Source organism: Dyella telluris (assembly GCF_014297575.1).
GTDB lineage: Bacteria > Pseudomonadota > Gammaproteobacteria > Xanthomonadales > Rhodanobacteraceae > Dyella > Dyella telluris.
Genome location: NZ_CP060412.1, coordinates 2890498 through 2915100, shown reverse-complemented (window position 1 = coordinate 2915100; position 24603 = coordinate 2890498). Strand labels below are relative to the sequence as shown.

Below are 24603 nucleotides of genomic sequence, written 5' to 3'. Positions count from 1 at the left end.
GGAGCAAAGTGGAGCGGGTGAAGGGAATCGAACCCTCGTCAGTAGCTTGGGAAGCTACAGCTCTACCATTGAGCTACACCCGCAACGCGGGGCGATGGTAACCCGCCTCCGCGGGGCTTGGGAACAACCCGAGCGCCTGTCGCTTGCCTGTAGCCGAAACACGGCGTGAACCGGAGATGGCGCGCGGCTGAACCATTTCCGGTCCCGACGCTGCCGGTCCTTGCAGCGAACGGAGCGCCCATCCGCATAATGCACTCGACGGCGGCCGCTGCGCTCTTGCGTGTTTTTGCGGATAACGCCAGCCACATTCCGCGATGACTTCGCGCCCAGTTCCGGAGAACCCGATGCGTGTGCTTCCTGCTTTCCTGATGTCGCCGCGCTGCTGGCGATGGACGGCGGCGGTCCTGCTGATCTGCGCCAGTGGACTTCTGCAGGCGCAGGACCAGGCGCCGCCTGACGACGGCAGCGGCGCTGGCGACCCTCCCTCGCGCATTGCACGCCTGTCCTATCGCGAAGGCGATGTGGGCCTGCTGCCGGCCGGCGAGAAAGACTGGGGCGACGCCAGCCTCAACCGCCCGCTGACCACGGGGGACCGCCTGTCCACCGGTCAGAACGGGCGCGCCGAGCTGGAACTGGACAACGGCACGCTGCGCATCGCCGACGATTCCAACTTCGGCTTTCTCACCCTCAATGACCAGCTCACCCAGGTCGAGCTTACCCAGGGCACGGTCAACCTCACCGTGCGCGGCACCGACAACGGACAGGGTTATGAGATCGATACCCCTACCGTGGCGCTGGTGGTCAACCAGCCCGGCACCTACCGGGTGGACATCAGCGAGGATGGCAAGTCCACCCGTGTCACCGACTTCGACGGCCGGGCCACGGTGTATGGCGAAGGCGGCGCGCAACGCATGGTGGCCGAAGGGCGTTCATACGAATTTACCGATTCGTCGCTCAACGAGGTCACCGTCAACGACATCGAAGGCGGCGATGACTTCGACACCTGGTGCAACAGCCGCAACCAGCGCTACGCCAGCGAGCCAGGCAACCAGTACGTGTCACCCGACGTGGTCGGCGCCCAGGACCTGAATCAGTACGGCAACTGGCAATCCGATCCGGATTACGGCCAGGTCTGGTACCCGTCGAACGTGGGTGCGGACTGGTCGCCCTACAGCGACGGTCACTGGTCCTACGTGGCCCCGTGGGGCTGGACGTGGGTGGATACGGCACCCTGGGGCTTTGCGCCCTATCACTACGGTCGCTGGGCCCATGTCCGCGAACGCTGGTGCTGGGTGCCCGGCCCGGTCGGCGTGCGCCCGGTCTACGCGCCGGCGCTGGTGGCCTTCGTCGGCGGTGTCAGCGTATCCGTGGGCATCGGGGCTCACCCGGTGGGCTGGTTCCCGCTGGCCCCGGGCGAGGTCTACAACCCGTGGTACCACGCGAGCCGCGGCTACTACACCAACGTCAACGTCACCAACATCTACGTGCGCAACGTCAACCGCACCGTGGTGATCAACAACATCAACAATAACTACAACTACTTCCGCCAGGGTCGCGGCATGCCGAACGAGCGGTACGTGAACCGCGATGTGCCGCATGCGTTCCGCGCCATGTCGGGGCAGGATTTCGTCGCCGCCCGCAACGCCCGCCAGCACATGGCGCCAATGGACCCGCGCCAGTTCGCCAACGCGCCCGTTGCACCGCGCGGCGTCAGCGGCATGGCGCCGGTACGCGCCAGCTACGCGCCCCCGCGCGCCGCCAACGCTCGGCCGCTTCCCGCCGGCGGTTTCCAGCGCGAGGTGGTGGCCCGCACCCCGCCCGCCGCGAACTTTGCCGGCGGACGCCCGGCCAACGTCGCCGGCGTGCCACGCATGGCCCCGGCTGCCCCGGGCAACGTGCGACTACTGAATGAGCAGGGGCCGAGCATGCGCTCCAATGGCCCCAACCGCCAGCCTGCCAACCCGGCGGACCAGAACGGTCCCTCGCGCTTCAACGCGCAGGCCCCTGCCAACCGCCCCTCGCCGCGCCCCGACAACGACGCCGCCATGCGCCCGGGCGAGCTGCCGTCCTCGCGCTTTGCCCGCCCGAACGACCAGCAAACCCAGTACCAGCGCGGCCAGAACAACCAGCCGCGGCCCGGCGTGAGCTATATCCCGAACGCTGCCGAAGACCGCTCGCGCGCGCAACAGGGCCAGGGCACGCTCCCCAACGCCCCACGCATCGAGCAGGCCCCGCGCCAGCCCACCTACCAGGACAATGCCGCGCAACGCCAGGCCATGCAACAACAGCAGATGCAGCAGCAACAGGCGCAGCAGCGGCAGGAGATGCAGCAGCGGCAGGCCGAGCAGCACCAGGAAATACAGCAACGCCAGATGCAGGAACAGCAACAGCAGCAGGCCCAGCAGCGGCAGGAGATGCAGCAACGGCAGCAGGCGCAGCAGCAAGAGATGCAACAGCGCCAGCAGGCGCAGCAACAGATGCAGCAGCGTCAGGCCATGCAGCAGCAGGAAATGCAGCAGCGCCAGATGCAGCAGCAACAGCAACGCGGCTACGAGCCACCGCGTGGCTACCAGCCCCCGCAAGCCCAGCCGCGCCCGGAGAACAACCAGCCGCATCCGCAGCAGGGCCACGAGGAGCGCAAGCCACCCCCGCCGCGCAAGGACGAACAGCACAACTGAGGCCCCGCAAGGCCTCGCCGCCCGAAAGGCCCGGTTCTGCCGGGCCTTTTCTTTGCCCGAGGGCCGGCATCGGGGCCGCCAGCGGCTACAATGGGCGGATGCACATCACGCTCAATGGCAGTCCGCGCGACTGCGCCCCCGCCACCACCGTCACCCAACTGCTGGAAGAAGCCGGTTACGGCCAGCGTCGCGTTGCGGTGGAAGTGAACCACGAGATCGTTCCGCGCAGCCTCCACGCCAGCCACGTACTGGGCGACGGCGACCGCGTAGAGATCGTCCATGCCATCGGCGGCGGCTGATCGCCCCGGTATCCGCGTTCATGCGACGCCTTGAGCGTCCCCGCAGACTGAAGACACCACGATGAACATCAAGACGCTCGACACTTCCGATCCGCTGATCATCGCCGGCAAGAGCTACGGCTCCCGACTGCTCACTGGCACCGGCAAGTACAAGGACTTCGACGAAACCCGCCGCGCCAGCCAGGCCGCCGGTGCCGAGATCGTCACGGTCGCCATCCGCCGCGTGAACATCGGCCAGGACGCCGGCCAGCCCAACCTGCTGGACGCCCTGCCGCCCGAAGAATTTACCCTGCTGCCCAACACCGCCGGCTGCTACAACGCCGTCGACGCCGTGCGCACCTGCAAACTCGCCCGCGAGCTGCTGGACGGCCACAAGCTGGTGAAGCTGGAAGTGCTGGGCGACCAGCGCACCCTGTTCCCCGACGTGGTCGAGACACTCAAGGCCGCCGAAACGCTGGTGGCCGACGGTTTCGACGTGATGGTGTACACCAGCGACGACCCGATCCTGGCCAAGCGCCTGGAAGAGATCGGCTGCGTGGCCGTGATGCCGCTGGCCGCACCCATCGGCTCGGGCCTGGGCATCCAGAACCGCTACAACCTGCTCGAGATCATCGAGAACGCCAAGGTGCCGATCATTGTCGACGCCGGCGTGGGTACCGCTTCCGACGCCGCCATTGCGATGGAACTGGGTTGCGACGGCGTGCTGATGAACACCGCCATTGCCGGCGCCAAGGATCCGGTGCTGATGGCGCACGCCATGAAGCTTGCTATCCAGGCCGGCCGCGCCGCCTTCAAGGCCGGCCGCATTCCGCGCAAGCGCTTCGCCTCGGCCTCGAGCCCGATCGACGGCACCATCGGCTGATCCATGACTGACCAGCACGACCACGACGGCGAACACGACGACGCCGAGCATCCGCACTTCATGCGCCGTATCCGCAGCTTCGTGTTGCGCGAAGGGCGCATGACGCCGGCCCAGCAGCGTGCTTTCGACGAACACTGGGCCCGCTTCGGCATCGACTACACCGCCACGCCGCAGGATTACGCCGCCCGCTTCGGGCGCACCGCCCCGCGGGTGCTGGAAATCGGCTTCGGCAATGGCGAGGCGCTGGCCTGGGCCAGCGAAAACGACCTCGGGCGCGACTTTATCGGCGTCGAAGTCCATGGCCCCGGTGTGGGCCGCCTGATGAACGCCCTGGCCGCGCGCGACGCCAGCAACGTGCGTCTGTACAAGCACGATGCGGTGGAAGTGCTGGAGAACGAGATTCCGCCCGGCACCCTCGCCGAAGCGCGCATCTGGTTCCCCGACCCGTGGCACAAGAAGCGCCACAACAAGCGCCGCATCATCCAGCCCGACTTCGTCGCCCTGCTGGCCTCCCGTATGGCCCCCAACGGCCTGCTGCACCTGGCCACCGACTGGCAGCCCTACGCCGAGCACATGCTCGAGGTGATGGAGGCCGCACCGGACTGGCGCAATGACCTCGGCCCCGGGCAGTACGCCGAGAAGCCCGCATGGCGCATCGAAACCCATTTCGAGCGTCGCGGGCTGAAGCTGGGACACGGGGTATGGGATCTGCTTTACCGGAAGCGTTGAGTGGCGGCATCGGGGTCAGCACATCATTGGCCCCGATGCTCAACGCTCCGTTCGCTTGAAGGATTCGCCCTGGCGTGGTCATCGAGGGCGCCAGCCGCTTTCCGTGGTGAACTGGGAGCCGGCCAACCAGGCCAACGGCGATCCGCGTTGCATACTCGGTTCACCAGCCCACCTCTTCACGCGCTTATACTCACGTCTCAAACAGGGACGAGTCGTCGCAGCGTGAAGCTCCCACTGCCCACATCCAACCGTCAGCACGACGCCCAGCCGCGGGGCGCTCGCTAGTGGGACTCGCCCTCACCCCTGAAATGATCCTGGTGCTGGGGCTGGTGGGCTTCACCATGCTGATGCTGGTGCTGGAGTGGATCCGCGCCGACATGGTGGCCCTGCTGGTGGTGGTCGTGATCGGCCTCACCGGACTCATTCCTTCGGATCGCGTGTTCAATGGCTTTGCCGGTAACGCGGTCATCGCCATCATCGCCATCATGATCATGGGCGCGGGACTGGACCGCGCCGGCGTGCTCACCCTTACCGCCAGCTTCGTCATGCGCATGGCGCGCGGCGTGGAGTCACGCCTGGGCGTGGTGATCAACCTTGTCACCAGCCTGTTCAGCGCGGTGATTCCCAGCCAGGCCCTGGCGGCGTTGATGATTCCGGTGACCAGTCGCCTCGCCGCGCGCACCGGCGTGCCCATCTCGCGCCTGCTGCTGCCGATGGCGTTCTGCATTCTCACCGCCACCAACACCACGCTGATCGCCAACTCACCGCTGATCGTGCTGAACGACCTGGTGGCCAGCTCGAATGCGAACCTGCCGGCCGGCGCACACACCATCCCGAAGTTCGGCTTGTTCAGCGTGACGCCGGTGGGTCTGGTGCTTGCCTTCGCCGGTGTCGGCTTCTTCTATTTCTTCGGCAAAAAGCTGCTGCCCGAGCGCGAGGACGAACGCCTGAAGGTGACGCCCGGCCGCACGGAAAGCTACTTCGCCGACACCTACGGCATCGTCGGTGAAAGCGCGGAGCTCACCGTTACGGCGGAAAGCCCGCTGGTCGGCATGAGCATCGGTGAGGTGGAGCAGCTGTACGGCGCCCCGCTGATTCTTGCCATCAAGAGCGGCAACGATTCGCGCATGGCGCCGCCAGCGGATCATGTGATCTGGGTTGGTTCGGTGCTTGGCGTGCTCGGCCCGCGCGACCAGCTCAACCAGTTTGCCAACAACCAGCTGTGCAAGCTCTCGCCGCGCATGCGCCAACTGGGTGAGCTGTTCAATCCGTCGCGTGCCGGTATTTCCGAGGCGGTGATCCCCCCGAGCTCGCGCTTCCTCAAGCAGACCGTCGGCGAGCTGCGGCTGCGCAAGCGCTATGGCATATCAGTGCTGGCGGTGAATCGCGGTGACCAGGTCTATCGCGACGACGTGCGCTCCGTGAGCTTGCGCGCCGGCGACACCCTGGTGCTGCATTCGAGCTGGCGTGACCTGGTGCTCGCCAGCGAAGACCGAGACCTGGTCGTGGTGACCGACATTCCCAAGGAAGAACAGCGCCCCGGCAAGATCTGGCAGGCGGTGGGCTTCTTCCTGCTGGCGAAATGCCTTGCCCTGTTCACCCATCTCGACCTGTCCGTGGCCATGATGACCGGCGCCATCGGCATGCTGCTGACCGGCGTGCTCAACATGGACGAGGCTTATAAGGCGGTCAATTGGAAGACCATCTTCGTCACCGCCTGCCTGATTCCTCTCGGCTGGTCGATGGACGCCACCGGTGCAGCCGCATGGCTTGCACAGGTCGTGCTGCAACACCTTGGCCACACCAACCACTGGATCCTGCAGCTGGCCCTGGCCATTCTCACCCTGTTGTTCTCGCAGGTGATGTCCAATGTGGGCGCCACCGTGATGATGGTTCCCATCGCCATCAGCGTCGCCGTCGCCACCGGCAACAACCCATCGGCGTACGCGCTGATCGTCGCGGTATCTTCGTCCAACACCTTCCTGCTCAGCTCCGGTCACCCGGCACTGATGATGGTGGCCGGCCCGGGTGGCTATCGCGGCAGGGACTTCCTGCGTGTGGGCTTGCCACTCACCGCGATCGTGCTGGTGTTGACGTTGGTGACGATCAATTTGATGTATCACTGAGCCACCTAAGCCGCACGGCAGGCGCGGCCGGAACCTGTGCGCTCTACGTGTCCTACAGCTCGTGACGCGCATGTGCCATATGACGATGGTTCAATTCAATGGCAACGGCTCGCAGCAGCCCCTCCGACGGGAAGCGATGCCCACCGGCCAGTGGCACGACCAACGCTAGCAGCAACAGCAAGGACGCCTTGCGCTCAGGCAGTCGTGCCGCGAAAAGTTCACGCCAGAATTCCAGTAGAGCCACCAAGCCAAGCGCAAAGCCTGCTACCACTTCTGCCACTGAATGGGCATGCAGTACGACTCTGGATACGCACACACACAGTGCCAGCAAAAGTCCCAGGCCCATGCCGAGCGAACGCCTCGCAGTTCCCCATCGATCCGCCAATACCCCCAACAGGGTGGGCCACACCAGAGTGGCCACGGCCGAGTGACCACTGAACCCTATGAAGTCCAACGATGGAATACCCAGCCCCCAGGCCATGTAGGCGAGCTTACTCGCACCTACCAGCGTAGCTACCGTGAGAAAGGCGATAGACCATCGCTTCGCTTGCCGCCGCGACTCCGCATGACACACGAGCCAGGCTCCAAGAATGATCGCGCAAGGCAGCACCACGGCCAAATCACCCAGGCCGGTCAGATACCGCCAGAATACGGACCAGGAGTCAGAGTGAGATGCAAACGTCATGACGGAACGGTCCGCGCGTGCGCACAAGACGACTTACCCACTCCGCGCGGTAACAACGGGCACGACGGTTCAGGAGACCAGCCTTCGCAATTGATTCGTCAACGGACGCTCCACGAAGACATACACGCCGTGACTGCAGATCACCGCGAGCAGGCAATCGGGCTCGAAGATGCCTTCGACCACGAGGAAAGCCAACGGTACGAGAGCCGCTTTTCCTGCCCGGATGACGACAGGATGGTCGGCTCGGACCGACGCCCAGACAATCTTCAGCGCCCACCAGATCGTCACGGGCGTCAAGATCACAAATGCAATCTTGTCTGGGGACAGAAACCGCAGCAGTTCTACGGGGAAAACCAGCCTAAAGAGCACCAGCATCGCGTTGATGGCCTGCATCACCACATTGGCCGAACTGAAGATGGGTACGATGACCGTTTGTGAACCCTGCGATCCAAGAACGCGGTTCTCGTTCATTGACGAACGTGCAAAATCCAGCGATTGACCGAGCAACGACTGGAACATGATTGCAAAGGTGAGATAAAGCAAAAAGACGCCAAGCAGAACGCGAAACGGCGTCAACCATTTTCTTACGCACTGCAGACCAAGCCACGTCAAAGTGGCCAGCACCCAGTACTTGCGAATGACCCAACCGTAGAGCAGGCCAGCAACAGTCCATGCCTTGCCAAAAGCACGGTGGCCCGCGAACAGAGTCAAAGGAAGAATCAAGTACGCAGCGAGGAGATCCTTGGACAGAACGGATAGGAAGCTCGCCCTGATGACGCCCCACGCACAAGCCACCAGGAACAGACGCATCGGAATACGGCATCCGCGCAACAACGGAAGTATCGTCAATGCCGCACTGACAATCGCGCCAAACCAGGGGCCATTGCCCGCGTCTACGCCAAGCCCCTTGACCGCCAGTGCGGCATGATGCGTTACGGCGAAACGTGCCCCTGCATTGGCCCGGAGCTCGCGCACCTGCATGGCTATGCCATGGCCACTGGCGACGCTGCCAACTTGGCCCTGAAGCATGACGTCGCCGCGGTATAGCAGTCTGTACCGGCCGCCGCCGTCGGCGAGCAGCGTCATCTCTTCTTCTTCCAGGGACGCCGGCACTTTCAATTGGAAAACATCGAGAACCGAACCACCCCAGTCGTACCGACTCAGTCCGAACCGGGGAGCGGCCACCTCGCCCTCCGTGGCAGGCACGAAGTGGCTCACTAACCAGCCCCCGAACAACGGCAGTCGATACGGCTGCACATCAACCTGAAGATTGAGATCAGCGACAGCCGTGCCGATCACTGCGCGCGAGGTCAGTAGCGCGATCTCGGTAGTGGCTTCCGAACTTGATGCACCCAGTGTCTGGCTGATGGCACTCAGCCCTGGCAGGTCCGGCACTTTCTGCTCGACCTGAACCAGCGCGTCGGCCTCATAGATTGGCGTGGCAAGAACCGCGTAGCAGACGCCGAGAACGAAGCAGGCGCCGGTCACGATGCCGATCAGCCATTTGTGATCGAGCAACGTGCCAAGCAGCGCGCGCAGGTCGATCTCGTCGTCCTGAGGCGGAAGGGAGGGTCTTTCGGACATGTGGTTCGGCCCGGGCTATGCCTGCAGAGTGGTATGGCTACTTCGTCACGGGGTCAGGGCGCTTACGCCCATGCACGACTCATAACCGGTGCACCTGTGCGCTCCGGGTGCAGGTACTCAACCCGAGCACATCGAAAGCCAAGGCGATCTACGTCATTCGCGGTGTCGACGATCAGCAGAACGGCGTGCAGACGCTCTGCCAACCTGCGAGACCATGAGCAGGATCTGACGAGCTTCCCCTCGAGTATTGCCACACCTGCCTCAGGCAGGTGTTTCGACATGCCCTGCGCGATGCTCAGCGATCGAAATTGTAGGTGGCGCTGGCGGCGTTGCTGATGATGCCGGTCAACGGTAGCAGCTGCGTCAGGAAGCGGTTCCAGCGGGTGATGCCCGCGGGGCCGACGAACACCACGTCGCCGGGTTTCACCTTGAACTGGTTGGCCAGGATGAAGGCGTCGGGGGAGCGCGCGTCGAGCTGATAGACGGTGGCCTTGGCGTCCTGCGGCAAAACCTCACCAGTCCAGGCAGGCGATCTCAGTCGTCCAGCCAGACCTCACCATCGGTCACGCGTACGCCCACCCGACGCAGGTGCTCGCCACGACAGGGGCCGCCGACACACAAGCCGTCCGCGTCCTGGAAGGACGCGCCATGTGCAGCGCAGATGAGCAAGTTGTCCTTCACGAGGAACTTGCCCGGCGCCCAGTCCAGCCGCCTGCCGGCATGGGGGCAGATATTGAGGTAGGCGTGCACCGCGTCGTTGCGACGCAGCACGATCACGCTTTCCTCGCCGTCGCGCAGCACGGCATCGACGGCAATGGCGCCGTTATCAGGGATTTCGTCCAGCCGGCAAAGCGCCTGGTCGGGAGTTGCTGTGTCCATAGGCACTTGCCTCTTTGGCCGTCAGGCCCCATCGTTACGTACGTAAGTCGTTGATTTTACCACACGGATTTTTAACATCATGCGTTTTTCGCTGCCATTGCCGCGTCGCTCCCGCCACCCGCTGGTCCGCGCCCTGTCCCTGGTGTTGGGTCTGGCCGTGGTTGGCGTGCTGATGGTGTTCGGTCTGGTGGTGGCCAGCGTGCTGCTGATTGGCGGCGCCGTGGTGTTCGCCCTGCGCCAATGGTCGCGCAAGCGGGGCGCCGTGTCGCCCCAGGGGCGTCGCGCGCACAAGCCCGAGGTGATCGAGGGCGAATTCGTGGTGCTTCACCAGACGCGTCACGCGGCTCGCTGAGACCCGGCCCGCGGGCCTCGACATCCGCTATGCCGACCGCCGCATGAGGGCGGCCGAAGACGCGCGCAAGATCCGGATGGCTACCCCCGTGCCAGGGCACTAGGCTGGTCCCATCGGTTCACCGGATGTCGATCATGAACGCCCGTCACGCCAACGAAACCACGCTCGAACATGTCCGCCAGTTGCTGGAACAGGCGGAGGAAGCGCCCACCCTGCAGGTGCTGGCCGATGCAGCCAGTCTCAGCCCCAGTCATCTGCAACGCGCCTTCCGTCGCCGCTTCGGCATGAGCCCGGCCGAGTATCACCGCGCTCGTCGCTTCGGGCAGCTGAAGAACGCACTGCGCAAGGGCGCTGCCGTTTCCGATGCCGTGTACGACGCCGGTTTCGGCTCGGGCAGCCGCGTCTACGAACACAGCGATCGCCTGCTGGGCATGACGCCGGCCAGCTACCGCGCCGGTGGCGCAGGCGCGGACATCCGCTACACCACCACCGGCACGCCGCTGGGTCGAATGCTGGTGGCCACCACCACGCGCGGCATCTGCTCGGTAACGTTGGGCGATACCGATGCGGAGCTCGAACAGCGACTCATCAGCGAGTTCCCCAAGGCCGTGCGCGAACGCGTGGATGCCGGCCGCGAGGAATGGCTTGATGCCGTGATTGCCCGCATTGCCAGCGACCTTGGCTGGAGCCATGCCGACGCGCCGGAGCTGCCACCGCTCGACGTGGCCGCGACCGCCTTCCAGTGGCGTGTGTGGAACGCACTGACGCGCATCCCCTCCGGCACCACCATGAGCTACGGCGAACTGGCGGCGGAACTGGGCATGCCCAAGGCGGCCCGTGCCATCGGCAACGCGTGCGGAAACAATCGCCTGGCACTGATCGTGCCGTGCCATCGCATTGTTCGCGAAGACGGCTCGCTGGGCGGCTGGCGCTGGGGGGTGGAACGCAAGCGCGACCTGCTCGCCAGCGAGCAACGCGCCGACCGGGAGCAACCCAAACGCTCCGCCGCCTGACTTGAGCGGCGCTCAAGCCTGTCTTGCGGAAGACTCGCTTCTGCCTTCGCTCCGCCCGGATTATCTTCAACTGGCCTGTAAACTATAGGTGGCATCCGCCCCGCGATGCTTCCCCGCGACCCCGGCCATGACAGACACGACGACCACCACCGCCGCGCCCGCGGCGACATCGCCCATTGCCGACACCCGCGTATTGGTGCCGCTAGGGTTATTCGCGCTCTACATCATCTGGGGCTCGACATACCTGGGTATCCGTTTTGCGCTGGAGAGCTACCCGCCCTTCTTGCTCGCCGGTATCCGTTTTCTTGGTGCGGGCGTAGCGTTGTTCGCCTTCCTGCGCCTGCGCGGCATGGCCGCTCCCTCGCTGCGCCAATGGCGCAATGCCGCCATCACCGGCATCCTGCTGCTGGGCTTCGGCAACGGTCTGGTGTGCTTTGCCGAAGAACGGGTGAGCTCCGGCATTGCCGCGGTAGCCGTGGCCAGCATGCCGCTGTTCGCCGCCCTGTTCTCCGGGCTTTACGGTGAATGGCCCAACCGGCGGGAAACGGTGGGGCTGGTGATCGGCTTTGTCGGCGTGATCGTACTGAACCTCGGCAGCAGCCTGTCCGGCTCGCGCATCGGCGCCATCGCACTGCTGGTTGCCGCCATGAGCTGGGCGTTCGGTGCCACCTGGAGCCGTCGCCAGGACATGCCCACCGGCCCGATGAACACCGCGGCGCAGATGCTCTGCGCCAGCGTGGCCCTGCTCGCCGTCGGCTTCGCCAGCGGCGAACGCTTGCCGGAACATCCGACAGCGCGCGCCACGGCCGCTGTGGTCTACCTTGCCGTGTTCGGCTCCATCATCGCGTTCAGCGCCTTCCTGTACGTGCTCAAGCACGCACGCCCGGCCCTCGCGACCAGCTACGCCTATGTGAATCCCCCGGTGGCCGTGCTGTTCGGCGTCATGCTGGCTGGTGAAAGCGTGGGCCCGTATGACCTGGCCGGCATGGCCATCATCCTGCTTGGCGTGGGTGCCATCACGCTGGCGCGTCAGCGCCGCTGACGCCGCTTTAGTCTGGCGTGCTTGCCTCGCCCTCGGCGGGGCCTTCACCATGGCCTGATCCTGGCTTGGGATAGGCCCATGAACACGACGAACGAAGGTCTGATGGCCCGGGCCGCGCTACGTTGCGCGGCGTGGTCGGAGCAGTGGTTTCCCGACGCATGGGTGTTCGCGGCACTGGGTGTGATCATCGTCGCCGTCGCCGCGCTGGCGTTCGGTGCAACGCCCACCGTCACCGTCAACGCGTTCGGCGACGGCTTCTGGAGCCTGATTCCCTTCACCATGCAGATGGCCTTCGTGGTGATAGGCGGCTACGTGGTGGCCACCGCGCCGGTGGTTGCGCGCTTCATCGAATGGCTGGCGCGCGCGCCGAAAACCGGGCGAGGCGCGATCTGCTATGTCGGACTGATCAGCATGCTCGCCTCGCTGCTGTCCTGGGGCTTCTCGCTGGTGTTCGGCGGCCTGCTGGTGCGTGCACTCGCGCGTCGCGACGACCTGCGCATGGACTACCGCGCTGCCGGCGCGGCCGCCTATCTGGGCCTGGGCGCGGTGTGGGCCATGGGCCTGTCGTCATCGGCCGCTCAACTGCAGGCCAACCCCAAAAGCATGCCGCCTGGCCTGATCAACATCACCGGCGTGCTGCCCTTCAGCCAGACGATTTTCCTGTGGCAATCGCTTCTGCTCACCGCCGCGCTCATCGTGGTGTCGCTGCTGGTCTGCTGGCTCACCGCGCCATCGGATCGCGCCGCACGCACGGCGAACGATTTCGGCGTGACGGAAACGGCAACCCCGGCGTTGCCGCCACGCCAACGTCCGGGCGAATGGCTTGAGTACAGCCCGCTGCTCTCGGTGTTGATTGGCCTGATCGGGCTAGGCTGGCTCGCCGTCGAGTTCGTCTCCAAGCCAGCGGTCACGGCAATCGCCAACCTCAACACCTACAACTTCCTGTTCCTGACGGTGGGGCTGTTGCTGCACTGGCGACCGCGCAGCTTCCTCAATGCCGTGGCACGCGCGGTGCCGAGCACGGCGGGTGTGCTTATCCAGTTCCCGTTGTATGGCGGTATCGCCGCTCTGCTCACGCATGCGCCCGGCGTGGGCGATGTCACGCTGTCGCACCGGCTTTCAGGTCTGTTCGTGCACATCGCCACCACCGACAGTTTCCCGTTCGTGATGGGCGTGTACTCCTCGGTGCTCGGCTTCTTCGTGCCGTCCGGCGGTGGCAAGTGGCTGGTGGAAGCCCCTTACGTGATGCAGGCTGCCAACGACCTGCATGTGCACCTGGGCTGGGCCGTACAGGTGTACAACGCCGCCGAAGCACTGCCCAACCTGATCAATCCGTTCTGGATGCTGCCGCTGCTTGGCGTGCTGGGATTGAAGGCTCGCGACGTGGTCGGCTTCACTTTCATGCAGCTGCTGGTGCACGTGCCGCTGGTGCTGGGGCTGCTATGGGCGCTTGGCCTCACACTGACCTATGTTCCACCGGTGATGCCGTAATGAAGGAAAAGGGCGCGGCACATGCCGCGCCCTTTTCGCATCACCTACCCCGCCTCAGAGTTCACGCAAGGCCGTAGTCACCGGCAACCGCGCCGCGCGCACGGCCGGGTACAGGCCGCCGATGAAACCGATGGCCAATGCCCACTTCAGGCCGGTCCACAGCAGTTCGGGCGACACGCGCAACTCGAAGCTGAGCTTGCCGACGGTACCGGCCGCCAGCGTCGAGGCGCTGTAGCCGTTGAAGATCAGCCAGGCGAGCACGCCGCCCAACAAACCGCCGATGGCCGCCAGCAGCATGGTTTCCAGCATCACCGCCACCACCACCGGAAAGCCACGGAACCCGATGGCACGCAGCGTGGCGATTTCGCGTGCGCGCGCGGCCACCGCCGCGAACATGGTGTTGAGTGCACCGAACATCGCACCGATGGCCATGATCAGGCCCACGGTAATGCCCATGATGCGGATCACCTTGGTCATGCCTTCGGACTGCTTGCTGAAGTAGTCGATGGTGGTGCTGACATCCACCTTCAGCTGCGGGTTGTCTTCCAGCTCCTTCTTGAACGCGTCGTAGGCCTTGGGATCGGTGAGGCGCACGGTGACCGAGGCACGACTGCTGCCGCGGCGGTAGGTATCGGCCACCACGCTGGCATCGCCCCACACTTCCGAGTCCATCGCGTCACCGGAGGAGAACACGCCCACCACGGTCCACTGCTGGTTGCCCAGCTTGATGGTGTGACCGGGAACCAGACCGTCGAACTGTTTGGCAGCGCCCTTGCCCACAATGAGCTCGCGCATGCCGGGCTGGAAGTTGCGTCCCTGCACGATCTTCACGTTAGGCCGCACCGCCCATGCCTGCTCGCCCACACCACGCAATTGCACGCTCCCTTCGTCATCGGCCGTGCTGCCCTTGAGCGGAAGGTTGGCCGCCACGACGATCTCGGGCGAGGCGATGGGCTGGCCCTTCGCATCCTTGGCGATGCCGGCGGCCTGCGGGATCAGCGTGACACTGTCGTGATCCAGCACCGACATCACTTCGGCGGCGGACGAACCGCGCATGACAATGGCGGTATCGGCGCTGCCCGTCTTGCGCAGGGTTTCGCCATAGCCCTCGCCCATCGCCAGCAGCGCAACCAGCACGCCGACCACGCCGGCGATGCCGATCACGATGACGGCCGATGAACCGAGTCGTTGACCCAGCGTGCTGATGCCCACGCTGGCCACCGATGCCGCACGGCGGCCGGATCGCGTCAGGCCCATCCACAAGGCAAACAGCACGACCAGCACGATGGCCGCCTGCCAGGGCAAGGTCACCCAGAAGGCGACCCCGACAATGACAAGAATGAGCAGGCCGAGGTTGATCAGGAAATTGTTCATGTCGCTCTCCTCAGCGGCCGGCCAGTGCGTCGACGATGTTCAGGCGCATCGCACGTATGGCGGGCAAGGCACCCACCAGCAGCCCGATGGCGATCATCAACACCACGCCAAGAATCCAGCTGCCCGCACCGACGATGGGCAGGTTGAGCATGCCGCCACTGCCCGCGCTTACCGCCGGAACAATCAGCGAGGCAATGCCCAGGCCAATCACGCCGCCGAGCAACAGCAGCAACACCGATTCGGCCAGCACAATGCCCAACACTGCGTGATTGGAGAAGCCAATCGTCTTGAGCACGGCCAGTTCGCTGGTGCGCTCACGCACGGCCTGCATCATGGTGTTACCGGAAAGCAGCAGCAGGGTGAAGAACACCGCGCCCATGATCGAACCCACGATCAGCCCGATATCGGCCAGCTGCTTCATCCAGTTGGCAGTGGCGGCCTGCTCGGTCTGCGTGCGCGTTTCGTGGTCGGAATTGGCCGAGATGGCATCGATGGCCTTGGCGACGCGATCAGCCTGGTTCACATCGGCCACGCGCGTGACGTACCAGCCCACCGTGCCGCGATTGAATGGCGTGGTCTCGTCGAAGTACTTCCAGTGAAGAAGCAACATCTGGTCGAAGAAGCCGCCGCTTTTCTTGTCCTTGGCATGCAGGATGCCGACGATGTCGAAGGTCCAGTTCTTGCTGCCCTGGCGGTTCGGAAAAATGGTGGACTGCAGCGGAATCTTGTCGCCCACCTTCCAGTTGAAGCGCTTGGCCAGCCGCTCACCCACCAGGATGCCGGTACGCGTGTCGTCGAACGCCTTGCGTTCGGCCGGATCCACCTGGATCTCGGGATAGAGGTCGATATAGTTCGGCTCCACCGCGAAACTGAAGACCTGGTTATGCGGATCCTGATAGGCACCGCCGAACCAGTTCGCGTAGGTCACCATCTTCACCCCGGGTACCTGTGCGATCTGCGATTCCAGTGCCTGCGGCAGGGTCTGGATGAAGGAGAGCTTCGAGCCGGTCTGCAGGCGCTCGGCGCCATTGGCGCTCTGCCCGGCCTGGTTGAAGGACGTGCGCACGGCGTCGAGCATGCCGAACAGCAGGAACGCGGCAATGATCGATACCAGCGTGAGTATGGTGCGGGTCTTGCGCCGGAACAGCGCCGCCCAGATGAGATGGAGATATTTCATCGTCGCATCCTCACGCCAGGGCCTGTTCGACCAGCGTGCCCTTGTCCAGATGAAGCGTGTGATTGGCGTACTCCGCCGCCTTCGGGTCATGCGTGACCATCACGATGGTCTTGCCATGTTCGCGGTTGAGCACACGCAACAGCCCAAGCACCTCTTCGGCCGACTGGCGATCCAAGTCGCCCGTGGGTTCGTCACAGACCAGCAGTGTAGGATCGGACACGATGGCGCGCGCAATGGCCACGCGCTGCTGCTGGCCGCCGGAGAGTTCGCTGGGCTTGTGCGAAGCACGCTCTTCCAGCCCCACCAGCTGCAGCGCGATGGAGGCATTCTTGCGTCGCTGCGCAGCCGAGAGCTTGGTGAGCAGCAGCGGCAACTCCACGTTGCGCTGCGCCGTGAGCATCGGCATCAGGTTGTAGAACTGGAACACGAAGCCCACGTGCGCGGCGCGCCATTTGGCGAGCTGCCCGCCCGAGAGCTGGTCCAGGCGCTGGCCGGCCACCGTGATGCTGCCGCCGGTCGGCGTATCGAGGCCACCGATAAGGTTGAGCAAGGTGGTCTTGCCCGAACCGGAAGGGCCCATCAACGCGAGGAAGTCGCCTTCGGCGATATCCAGGTTGATGTGATGCAGCACTTCCACTTTCTGCTTGCCGCGCTCGTACACCTTGGACAGGTCGCGGGTTTCGATCAACGTGTTCATGGCTGTCACTCCCGATGCGAATGGCTCTGCATGCTCTGGCCTGCATCGCCCCTCGCGATGCGGCCGCTATCGCTTGACGAACGGGTTATTGCGCGGCCTTGGCCGCTGCCTTCACCCGGTCACCGTCCTTCAATTCCGCCGGCGGCGACACGACCACGGTGTCACCTACGTCCACACCCGTCGGCAACAGACTCTGGTCGCCGACCTTGGATGCCGTTGACGGCACGCCGCGCTGCTGCACCGTGTCGCCGCGAAGGATGAACACGACGCCATGGCCATCGCGCTGGGCAATGGCTGCCGCCGGCACCAGCGCGCCCTGAGGCACCTGCGCCGGTTGCGCGTCCTGCTTCTGCTCAAGGAAAGACACGCGCACGCCCATGTCCGGCACGATGCGGGAATCCTTTTTCTCCAGCGCCACGCGTACCTTCACGGTGGCCTTGCCGCGATCGGCGGCCGGCACGATGGCAATCACGTGCGCGGGGATCTTCCAGTCCGGATAAGCATCCAGCACCGCCTCGGCGGGCATGTTCGGCTTTACGCGACCGATGTACGCCTCGTTGACATCCACGTCCACTTCCAGCGAATCCATGTCCACCACCGTGCCGATGCCGGTGCGGGTGAAACCACCGCCGGCCGAGAACGGCGAGACGATTTCGCCAACCTGCGCGTCCTTGGTGGTGATGACGCCATCGAACGGCGCGCGGATCACGCAGTAGTCAAAATTCACCTTGGCTTCGACGACCTGCGAATCGGCGGATGCCGCGCTGCGCTGCTGCGACAGCAGCTGGGCGCGTGTGCTGTCCACCTGCGTACGCGCCTGTTCGGCCACCTGTTTGGCGACCAGCCCCTTGGTGGCCAGCTGCTCGTTGCGCACCGCATCCCGCTCGTTCTGCGCGAGCTGCGCCTGGAACTGGGCGACCAGCGCATGCGACGCCGCCGCTGCCGTGCGCGCAGCTTCCAGCGCCGCCTTGTACTGCGAGTCATCCAGCCGGGCCACCACCTGGCCCTGCTTCACGTGATCACCTTCTTCAATCAGCACCTCGGTCAGCGTGCCGGTGATCTGCGCCGACACCGTGGCTTGCCGCCGTGCGGTGACGTACCCAGTGGCCTGCAGCACGGCGCCCGCTGCCGCATTGGCGACGGGCGATTGCGCCTGCGCCGTCTGCACCTCGATGGCGCGATGCCCCATCACCCACCAAGCCGCAGCTGCTGCCAGGGCCAACACAAGCAGCACGGCACCCACGATCCACGGCCAGCGACCGGGCCCCTGGCTGTGCTCTTCGCGCAGGTGTTTCTCGATGCGCAGTTCCTTCAACAGATCCGCATTCGCCACACGCTCTCCCTGCCGGTCCCCGCCGGTTCCTTGACGCCATACAGCTCGATGCCACACAGAATGCGGGGGCGATGCCTTCGCCTCCAGATGCCCACATCAGCCGAACACGGTGACAGGTGTCACACGGCGGCGGCCAGCGGCCGAGAGCCGGCCCGGTTGTACTCGCATGCCGCACGCGAAAAAAGCTGACGTGACAAGTGACTGGCGCGTATGGCCCACGGTGGTACCCTTCGAGCCATGTCATACGCCCTCACGCCCCCGCCTGTTCCGAGCCTGCCCATCATCGGCAGCGACCAACGTTTCCCGGTGCGCCGCATTTTCTGCATCGGGCGCAATTTCGCCGAGCACGCCCGCGAGATGGGCGCGACGGTGGACAAGGACACGCCGCTGTTCTTCACCAAGCCCGCCGATGCGGTGGTGACCGACGGCGCCGACGTCATCTACCCGCAAGCCACGCATGACCTGCACCACGAGGTGGAGATGGTGGTAGCCCTGGGCGGCGGGGGACGCGATCTGTCAGATGCGCAGGCCGCCGGGCTGATCTGGGGCTATGGCGTGGGACTGGACCTGACGCGTCGCGACCTGCAGGCCATCGCCAAGGCCAAGAGCCACCCGTGGGATGTGGCCAAGGGCTTCGACCACTCCGCCCCGGTGTCCGCCCTGCGTCCGGCAGGCGACGTGACGCTGGATGCTGACACCGCACTGACGCTCTCCGTGAACGGCGCTCAGCGCCAACACGGTCGTCTCGGCGACATGGTGCATGGCGTGAACGAGATCATCGCCATCCTGTCCACGCTGTTCGAGTTGAAGGCGGGCGACCTGATCTTCACCGGCACGCCGGCCGGCGTTTCCGCCCTGCAGCGTGGCGACCATTTCCGTGCGGAGCTGGCGGGCGTGGCCACACTCGAAGGCAAGGTAGCCTGAACCCCACGGACGCGAATGCCTGTCGCGTCCATGGCCCGCTGCGCTAGAGTTCCTTCGCCATCCAGTCCAGGGAGAGAAGCATGAGCATGATCAAAGAGTTCAAAGAATTCGCCATGCGTGGCAACGTCATCGACCTCGCGGTCGGCGTGGTCATTGGCGGCGCGTTCGGCAAGATCGTCACCGCGCTGGTGGACCAGATCATCATGCCGCCCATCGGCATGCTTACCGGCGGCGTCGACTTCTCGCAGATGAAGTTAGTGCTCAAGCCGGCCGACAATACCGATCCGGCGCACAAAATCGCCGAAGTGGCTATTGGTTACGGCAACTTCATCAATACCCTGATCCAGTTCCTCATCATTGCCTTCGCGATCTTCCTGGTGGTCAAGGCCATCAACAAGCTCACCAAGAAGCAGGAAGCCGCCCCCGCGGCCCCGCCGGCCGACGTGGTGCTGCTCACCGAGATCCGCGACCTGCTGAAGTCGCAGAACCCGAAGTAAGCGACGGGGAACGACACGCGGGAAAGGCGCCGCTGGGCGCCTTTTTCGTTTGGCTGGTTTGTTCGTTGCCCACACCATGACTTCTGGCCTAAGCAGCCACATGGTGGCGGGCCATAATCGCAGTTTCCGCCCAAGGACCACCCCATGCGCCGATTGCCGCTTACCCTGCTTTCCGCCAGCCTGATGCTTGCCATCGGCACGGCGAACGCAGCGACCCAGACCACCATCCCTGCCGCAGCCGTAAAGACGGCCGAACAGCTGCGCGACACGGCCATGAACGACAACACGGCGTATAAGATCGTCGAGTCGCTGACCACGGAAGTGGGCCCGCGCATTGCCGGCGGCCCGGCCGACGTGCGCGGCCGCGAGTGGGCCATCGCCAAGTTCAAGGCGCTGGGCTTCGACAAGGTCTACACCGAGGAAGTGAGCTACCCGCTGTGGGAACGCCACAGCGAACACGCCGCGATCGTGGCGCCCTTCCCGCAGCCGCTCGACCTGATTGCACTGGGTTATTCCGCCGGCACGCCCAAGGGCGGCCTGACCGCCGAAGTGGTGCACTTCGACACGCTCGATGCGCTGAAGAAGGCCGATCCGGCCAGCGTGAAGGGCAAGATCGTCTATATCGACGAGCGCATGCAGCGTCACAAGGATGGCGCCGACTACGCCATCGGCTCAGGCATCCGCGTAGGCGGCCCGGTGATCGCCGCCAAGATGGGCGCCGCCGCTTTCCTGCTGCGCTCCGCCGGCACCGATGACCATAGCCGCACGCCACACACCGGCGTCACCGGCTTCACCGATCCGAAGGACGCCATCCCGGCGGCCGCGCTGTCCAACCCCGATGCCGACCAGCTCACGCGCATCCTGGGCTACGGCAAGCCGGTGAGCATCAAGCTGGATCTGGATGTGGGCTTCAATGGCACCTACAAGGGCGCCAACGTGATCGGTGAAGTCACGGGCAAGAAGCATCCGGAACAGGTCGTTGCCATCGGCGGTCACCTCGATTCGTGGGACCCGGGCACCGGCGCCATCGATGACGGCGCGGGCGTGGCCATTGCCATGGCGGCCGGCAAGCTCATCCACGACATGCCGCAGCGCCCCGACCGCACCATCCGTGTCATCGCCTTCGCCAACGAAGAGATGGGCCTGTGGGGCGGCCGTGCCTACGCCGACAAGCACGCCAAGGAAGTGTCGAACTTCCAGCTCGGCACCGAGTCGGACTTCGGCGCCGGCAAGATCTGGCTGATGACCGCCAGTGTGAAGCCCGAAGCTCGCGGCGCCATCGACCAGATCGCCAAGGTGCTCGCGCCCATCGGCGTGGACTACGACGCCAAGAAGCCCGGCGGCGGCGGCTCCGACCTGTCGCAGATGCATGGCAAGGGCATGGCCGCGCTGAGCCTGGTGCAGGATGGCACGTACTACTTCGACTACCACCACACCGCCAACGACACGCTAGACAAGATCGACCCCAAGGAGCTGGCGCAGAACGTCGCGGTGTATGCCGCGTTCTCGTACATGGCGGCGCAGGCCGATGGTGATTTCGGCTCGAAGCCGGGCGCCTTCAAGGGTGATGGCGCGGAGGAGTGATACTTCGCGATGATGAATGAAAAAAGGGCGGCCATTGGCCGCCTTTTTTTTGGGCCTTGCGTAGACCCACTCTTGTAGGAGCGCACTTGTGCGCGACAAGCCAGCGAAACGGTTACGACAAAACGCCGCGGTCGCGCACAAGTGCGCTCCTACGGTTTTGCCCGCCGCTCAATGCGCGGCTTCGACTCCACCCACGCGCCGCTTGCTCGAGAAACGCGCATGCAGCCGATCCAGGTACAGGTAGATCACCGGGGTCAGGTACAGCGTGAGCACCTGCGACACCAGCAGGCCGCCGACCACCGCTAGGCCCAACGGGCGACGCGTCTCCGCACCTGCGCCCAGCCCCAGTGCAATCGGCAAGGTGCCCGCGAACGCCGCCATGGTGGTCATCATGATCGGGCGAAAACGCACGTGGCAGGCCTCCACGATGGCCAGCGCCGGATCCGTGCCTTCGTTGCGCTGCTTCTCCAGCGCAAAGTCGATCATCATGATCGCGTTCTTCTTCACGATGCCGATGAGCATCACGATACCCACGAAGGAGAACAGGTCCAGCGGCGCGCGGAACACCATCAGCGTCAGCAACGCACCCACGCCGGCCGACGGCAGGCCCGAGAGAATCGTCAACGGATGGATGAAGCTCTCGTACAGGATGCCCAGCACCAGGTAGATCACGAACACTGCCAGCACCAGCAGCAGGCCCATGCCCTGCATCGAATCCTGGAAAGCCTGCGCCGTACCCTGCACGCTGCCGGTGATCGTCGGCGGCAGGTTCATCTGCTTCATGGCGCCGCCGATGCTGGCCACCGCTTCGCTAAGGCTCACGCCCGGCGCCAGATTGAATGACACCGTGACCGCCGGAATCTGCCCCTGGTGATTCACCGTGAGCGCCTGCGGCTTGCGCTCGAAGCTCGCCACCGCATTGAGCGGCACCAGCGTGCCGCTGCTGGAGGTGACGTAGAGCTGCGACAGTACATCGGGATCGTTCTGCAGCGCGTAGTACACCTGCAGGATCACCCAGTACTGCGAGGACGCGCCGTAGATGGTGGAGATCTGGCTGGCACCGAAGGCCGAGCCGAGCGCCGTCTGCACCTGATCCATGGTCAGGCCCAGCGTGCCGAGCTTGTCCCGGTCCACGTTGACCACGATGGAGGGCCCGTTGAGATCGAGGTCGCTGGTGACGTCCTGGAAGCCCGGCAACTTGCTGAAGGCGTCGATCACCTTACCCGACCAGTGGTACAGCGCAGGAGTGTCGATGGACTGCAGCGTGTACTGGTACTGCGCCTTGGACTGGCGTCCGCCCACCTGGATGGATGGCGGGTTCTGGATGTAGGCACGGATACCCGGCACCGCGGCGAACTTCGCGCGCAGCTCCTGCATGATGTCGTTGATGCCCTGCGGACGTTCGCTGGCCGGCTTCAGCGTGAGTGACAGCGAGCCGTTGTTGGTCGTGGTACGCGCACCGCCGCTGCCCACGGACGACATATAGCTGGCCACGTTGGGATCGTCAGCGACGATCTTGGCCAGCTGCTGCTGGCGCAGCACCATGCCTGCCACCGACGTGTCGTCCGGACCCTCGACGTTGACGTTGAGCTGACCCGAATCGCCGGCCGGAATGAAGTCCTTGTCCACCACCACGAACAGCAGGCCGGTGGCCAGCAGACTGGCCGCGAACAAGCCCAGGATGCTGCGCGGATGATGCACGGCCCAGGTCAGCGTGCTCACGTAACCGCGGCGCACGCGCTCGAAGCCGGCATCGAACCACAGCACGATGCGCGCCTTCTTCTCATGCTCAGCGTGCTTCAGGAAGCGGCTGCACAACATGGGCGTGAGCGTGATGGACACGAAGCCGGAGATCAGGATCGCCACGCTCAGCGTCACGGCAAATTCGTGGAACAGGCGCCCCACGATGCCGCCCATGAACATCACCGGCAGGAACACCGCCACCAGCGACAACGTCATGGAGAAGATGGTGAAGCCGATTTCGCTGGCGCCCTTCAGGGATGCCTCGTACGGGTCCATGCCGTCCTCGACATGGCGCACGATGTTTTCCAGCATCACGATGGCATCGTCCACCACGAAGCCGACAACGAGCGTCAACGCCAACAGCGAGAGATTGTCCAGGCTGTAACCCAGCGCGAACATCGCGCCGAAGGTGCCGACGATGGACACCGGCAAGGCCAGTGCCGGAATCAGCGTGGCCGAAGCGTTGCCGAGGAACAGGTAGATCACCAGCACCACCAGCACACCCGCCAGCAGCAGGGTGAACTGCACGTCGCTGACCGATTCGCGGATGGACACCGAACGGTCGTACAGCACCGCCAGCTTGATCGACGGCGGCAGGGTGGCTTCGAAGGCGGGCAGCACCGCACGGATGCGATCAATGGTGGCCACGGTGTTGGAGCCGGGCTGGCGCTGGATGGCCAGCACGATGGCACGCTCGCCGTTGTACCAGCTGGCCACCTGGTCGTTCTGCACGCTGTCATCGGCCTTGCCGAGATCAGCCAGGCGCACCGGCGCACCATTGCGATAGGCGACGATGATGTTGTTGTAGAGATTGGCGCGCGGGAGCTGGCCGTCCGAACGGATCTGCAGCAGTTGGCGATTGCCGTTGAGCGAGCCGGTGGCGAGGTTCACGTTCGCCGCGGACACCGCATTTTGCACGGTATCGATGCCGATGCCGCTGGCCGCCAGCTTCTGCGGATCCACGCTGATGCGCACCGCATACTTCTGCGAGCCGTACACGTTCACCTGCGCCACGCCGTCGATCATCGACAGGCGCTGCGCCAGCTGCGTTTCCGCGTAGTCATCCACCACCGACAGTGGCTGCGTGCGCGAACGCAGCGTGAGATAGAGGATGGCCGCATCCGCCGGATTCACCTTGCGGAAGGTTGGCGGCGTGGGCATGTTGGTAGGCAGCTGGCGCTGCGCCGAGGAGATGGCTGCCTGCACGTCCTGCGCGGCACCGTCGATATTGCGGTCGAGCTCGAAGGTCAGCGTGATCGAGGTGGAGCCCAGCGCGCTGGTCGAGGTCATCGACTGGATGCCGGCAATGGTGGAGAGCTGGTTCTCCAGCGGCGTCGCCACCGCGGTTGCCATGGTCTCCGGCGCGGCACCGGGCAGGCTCGCGTTCACCGTGATGGTGGGGAAGTCGACGTTGGGCAGCTCGTTGACCGGCAGCTTGGGATACGCCGCGATGCCGAACACCAGCAGCGCCACCATCAGCAGCGTGGTCATCACCGGACGTCGGATGCACAGAGCGGGCAGAATCATGAGGGTC

At 64.8% G+C, this 24603-nt stretch carries 21 protein-coding genes and 1 tRNA gene; 12 read left to right on the top strand and 10 right to left on the bottom strand.

The genetic code is table 11. The features are described 5' to 3' along the window. Positions 1–9: 9 nt before the first annotated feature. Positions 10–83 (bottom strand) — tRNA-Gly (locus tag H8F01_RS12905). A gap of 261 nt (positions 84–344) precedes the next feature. On the opposite strand from H8F01_RS12905, the gene H8F01_RS12900 reads away from it, so the two are divergent. The 5 genes from H8F01_RS12900 to H8F01_RS12880 all read left to right on the top strand — a co-directional run bounded on the left by H8F01_RS12900 (position 345) and on the right by H8F01_RS12880 (position 6694). Beyond that, positions 345–2678 (top strand): FecR family protein, encoded by a 2334-nt coding sequence (locus tag H8F01_RS12900; RefSeq protein WP_187055513.1) that lies wholly within the window; start codon positions 345–347, stop codon positions 2676–2678. Between the two features lie 98 nt (positions 2679–2776). Beyond that, positions 2777–2977: a sulfur carrier protein ThiS gene (thiS, locus tag H8F01_RS12895; protein WP_187055512.1), complete on the top strand. Its 201-nt coding sequence runs from the start codon at positions 2777–2779 to the stop codon at positions 2975–2977. A gap of 61 nt (positions 2978–3038) precedes the next feature. Then, a complete protein-coding gene (locus H8F01_RS12890) occupies positions 3039–3839 on the top strand; it encodes a thiazole synthase (protein ID WP_187055511.1) in 801 nt (266 codons plus the stop codon). A gap of 3 nt (positions 3840–3842) precedes the next feature. After that, on the top strand, positions 3843–4568 hold the full coding sequence (gene trmB / locus H8F01_RS12885) for a tRNA (guanosine(46)-N7)-methyltransferase TrmB (protein WP_187055510.1): 726 nt from the start codon (positions 3843–3845) through the stop codon (positions 4566–4568). Between the two features lie 308 nt (positions 4569–4876). Then, entirely contained in the window at positions 4877–6694 is a 1818-nt protein-coding gene (locus H8F01_RS12880; RefSeq protein ID WP_187059280.1) for an SLC13 family permease, read from the top strand. Positions 6695–6746: 52 nt separating this feature from the next. Here H8F01_RS12880 and H8F01_RS12875 read toward each other — a convergent pair whose 3' ends face one another. The 4 genes from H8F01_RS12875 to H8F01_RS12860 all read right to left on the bottom strand — a co-directional run bounded on the left by H8F01_RS12875 (position 6747) and on the right by H8F01_RS12860 (position 9842). Continuing rightward, entirely contained in the window at positions 6747–7379 is a 633-nt protein-coding gene (locus H8F01_RS12875; RefSeq protein WP_187055509.1) for a phosphatase PAP2 family protein, read from the bottom strand. A 69-nt stretch (positions 7380–7448) separates the two neighbouring features. After that, positions 7449–8963 (bottom strand): Wzz/FepE/Etk N-terminal domain-containing protein, encoded by a 1515-nt coding sequence (locus tag H8F01_RS12870; protein ID WP_187055508.1) that lies wholly within the window; start codon positions 8961–8963, stop codon positions 7449–7451. Positions 8964–9258: 295 nt separating this feature from the next. Next, positions 9259–9471 carry a hypothetical protein gene (locus tag H8F01_RS12865; RefSeq protein ID WP_187055507.1) on the bottom strand — a complete coding sequence of 71 codons (213 nt, stop codon included), beginning with the start codon at positions 9469–9471 and terminating at the stop codon, positions 9259–9261. A 26-nt stretch (positions 9472–9497) separates the two neighbouring features. Then, on the bottom strand, positions 9498–9842 hold the full coding sequence (locus tag H8F01_RS12860) for a Rieske (2Fe-2S) protein (RefSeq protein WP_187055506.1): 345 nt from the start codon (positions 9840–9842) through the stop codon (positions 9498–9500). A 79-nt stretch (positions 9843–9921) separates the two neighbouring features. On the opposite strand from H8F01_RS12860, the gene H8F01_RS12855 reads away from it, so the two are divergent. The 4 genes from H8F01_RS12855 (at position 9922) to H8F01_RS12840 (ending at position 13740) form a co-directional block, all read left to right on the top strand. Beyond that, the gene (locus H8F01_RS12855; protein WP_187055505.1) at positions 9922–10194 is read left to right on the top strand and encodes a hypothetical protein; all 273 of its coding nucleotides are present in this window, start codon (positions 9922–9924) and stop codon (positions 10192–10194) included. 134 nt (positions 10195–10328) lie between these two features. Then, on the top strand, positions 10329–11207 hold the full coding sequence (locus H8F01_RS12850; protein ID WP_238480972.1) for a methylated-DNA--[protein]-cysteine S-methyltransferase: 879 nt from the start codon (positions 10329–10331) through the stop codon (positions 11205–11207). A gap of 127 nt (positions 11208–11334) precedes the next feature. Then, a complete protein-coding gene (gene yedA, locus H8F01_RS12845) occupies positions 11335–12249 on the top strand; it encodes a drug/metabolite exporter YedA (protein ID WP_187055503.1) in 915 nt (304 codons plus the stop codon). Positions 12250–12351: 102 nt separating this feature from the next. Further along, a complete protein-coding gene (locus tag H8F01_RS12840; protein WP_425490116.1) occupies positions 12352–13740 on the top strand; it encodes a short-chain fatty acid transporter in 1389 nt (462 codons plus the stop codon). A gap of 54 nt (positions 13741–13794) precedes the next feature. On the opposite strand, the gene H8F01_RS12835 is transcribed toward H8F01_RS12840, so the two are convergent. From H8F01_RS12835 to H8F01_RS12820, 4 genes are all read right to left on the bottom strand, one after another. Further along, positions 13795–15114 (bottom strand): ABC transporter permease, encoded by a 1320-nt coding sequence (locus tag H8F01_RS12835; protein WP_187055501.1) that lies wholly within the window; start codon positions 15112–15114, stop codon positions 13795–13797. Positions 15115–15124: 10 nt separating this feature from the next. Further along, a complete protein-coding gene (locus tag H8F01_RS12830; RefSeq protein ID WP_187055500.1) occupies positions 15125–16291 on the bottom strand; it encodes an ABC transporter permease in 1167 nt (388 codons plus the stop codon). A gap of 10 nt (positions 16292–16301) precedes the next feature. Then, positions 16302–16988, bottom strand: a complete 687-nt coding sequence (locus H8F01_RS12825) for an ABC transporter ATP-binding protein (RefSeq protein ID WP_187055499.1) — start codon at positions 16986–16988, stop codon at positions 16302–16304. An 85-nt stretch (positions 16989–17073) separates the two neighbouring features. After that, entirely contained in the window at positions 17074–18321 is a 1248-nt protein-coding gene (locus tag H8F01_RS12820; protein ID WP_187055498.1) for an efflux RND transporter periplasmic adaptor subunit, read from the bottom strand. Between the two features lie 237 nt (positions 18322–18558). On the opposite strand from H8F01_RS12820, the gene H8F01_RS12815 reads away from it, so the two are divergent. The 3 genes from H8F01_RS12815 to H8F01_RS12805 all read left to right on the top strand — a co-directional run bounded on the left by H8F01_RS12815 (position 18559) and on the right by H8F01_RS12805 (position 21326). Next, a complete protein-coding gene (locus H8F01_RS12815) occupies positions 18559–19245 on the top strand; it encodes a fumarylacetoacetate hydrolase family protein (protein WP_187055497.1) in 687 nt (228 codons plus the stop codon). Positions 19246–19325: 80 nt separating this feature from the next. Then, the gene (gene mscL / locus H8F01_RS12810) at positions 19326–19742 is read left to right on the top strand and encodes a large-conductance mechanosensitive channel protein MscL (RefSeq protein WP_187055496.1); all 417 of its coding nucleotides are present in this window, start codon (positions 19326–19328) and stop codon (positions 19740–19742) included. A gap of 144 nt (positions 19743–19886) precedes the next feature. Continuing rightward, the gene (locus tag H8F01_RS12805) at positions 19887–21326 is read left to right on the top strand and encodes a M20/M25/M40 family metallo-hydrolase (protein ID WP_187055495.1); all 1440 of its coding nucleotides are present in this window, start codon (positions 19887–19889) and stop codon (positions 21324–21326) included. A gap of 168 nt (positions 21327–21494) precedes the next feature. Here the strand turns inward: H8F01_RS12805 and H8F01_RS12800 are convergent, their stop codons facing one another. After that, positions 21495–24596, bottom strand: coding sequence for an efflux RND transporter permease subunit (locus tag H8F01_RS12800; RefSeq protein ID WP_187055494.1), 3102 nt, complete (start codon positions 24594–24596; stop codon positions 21495–21497). Positions 24597–24603: the final 7 nt, after the last annotated feature.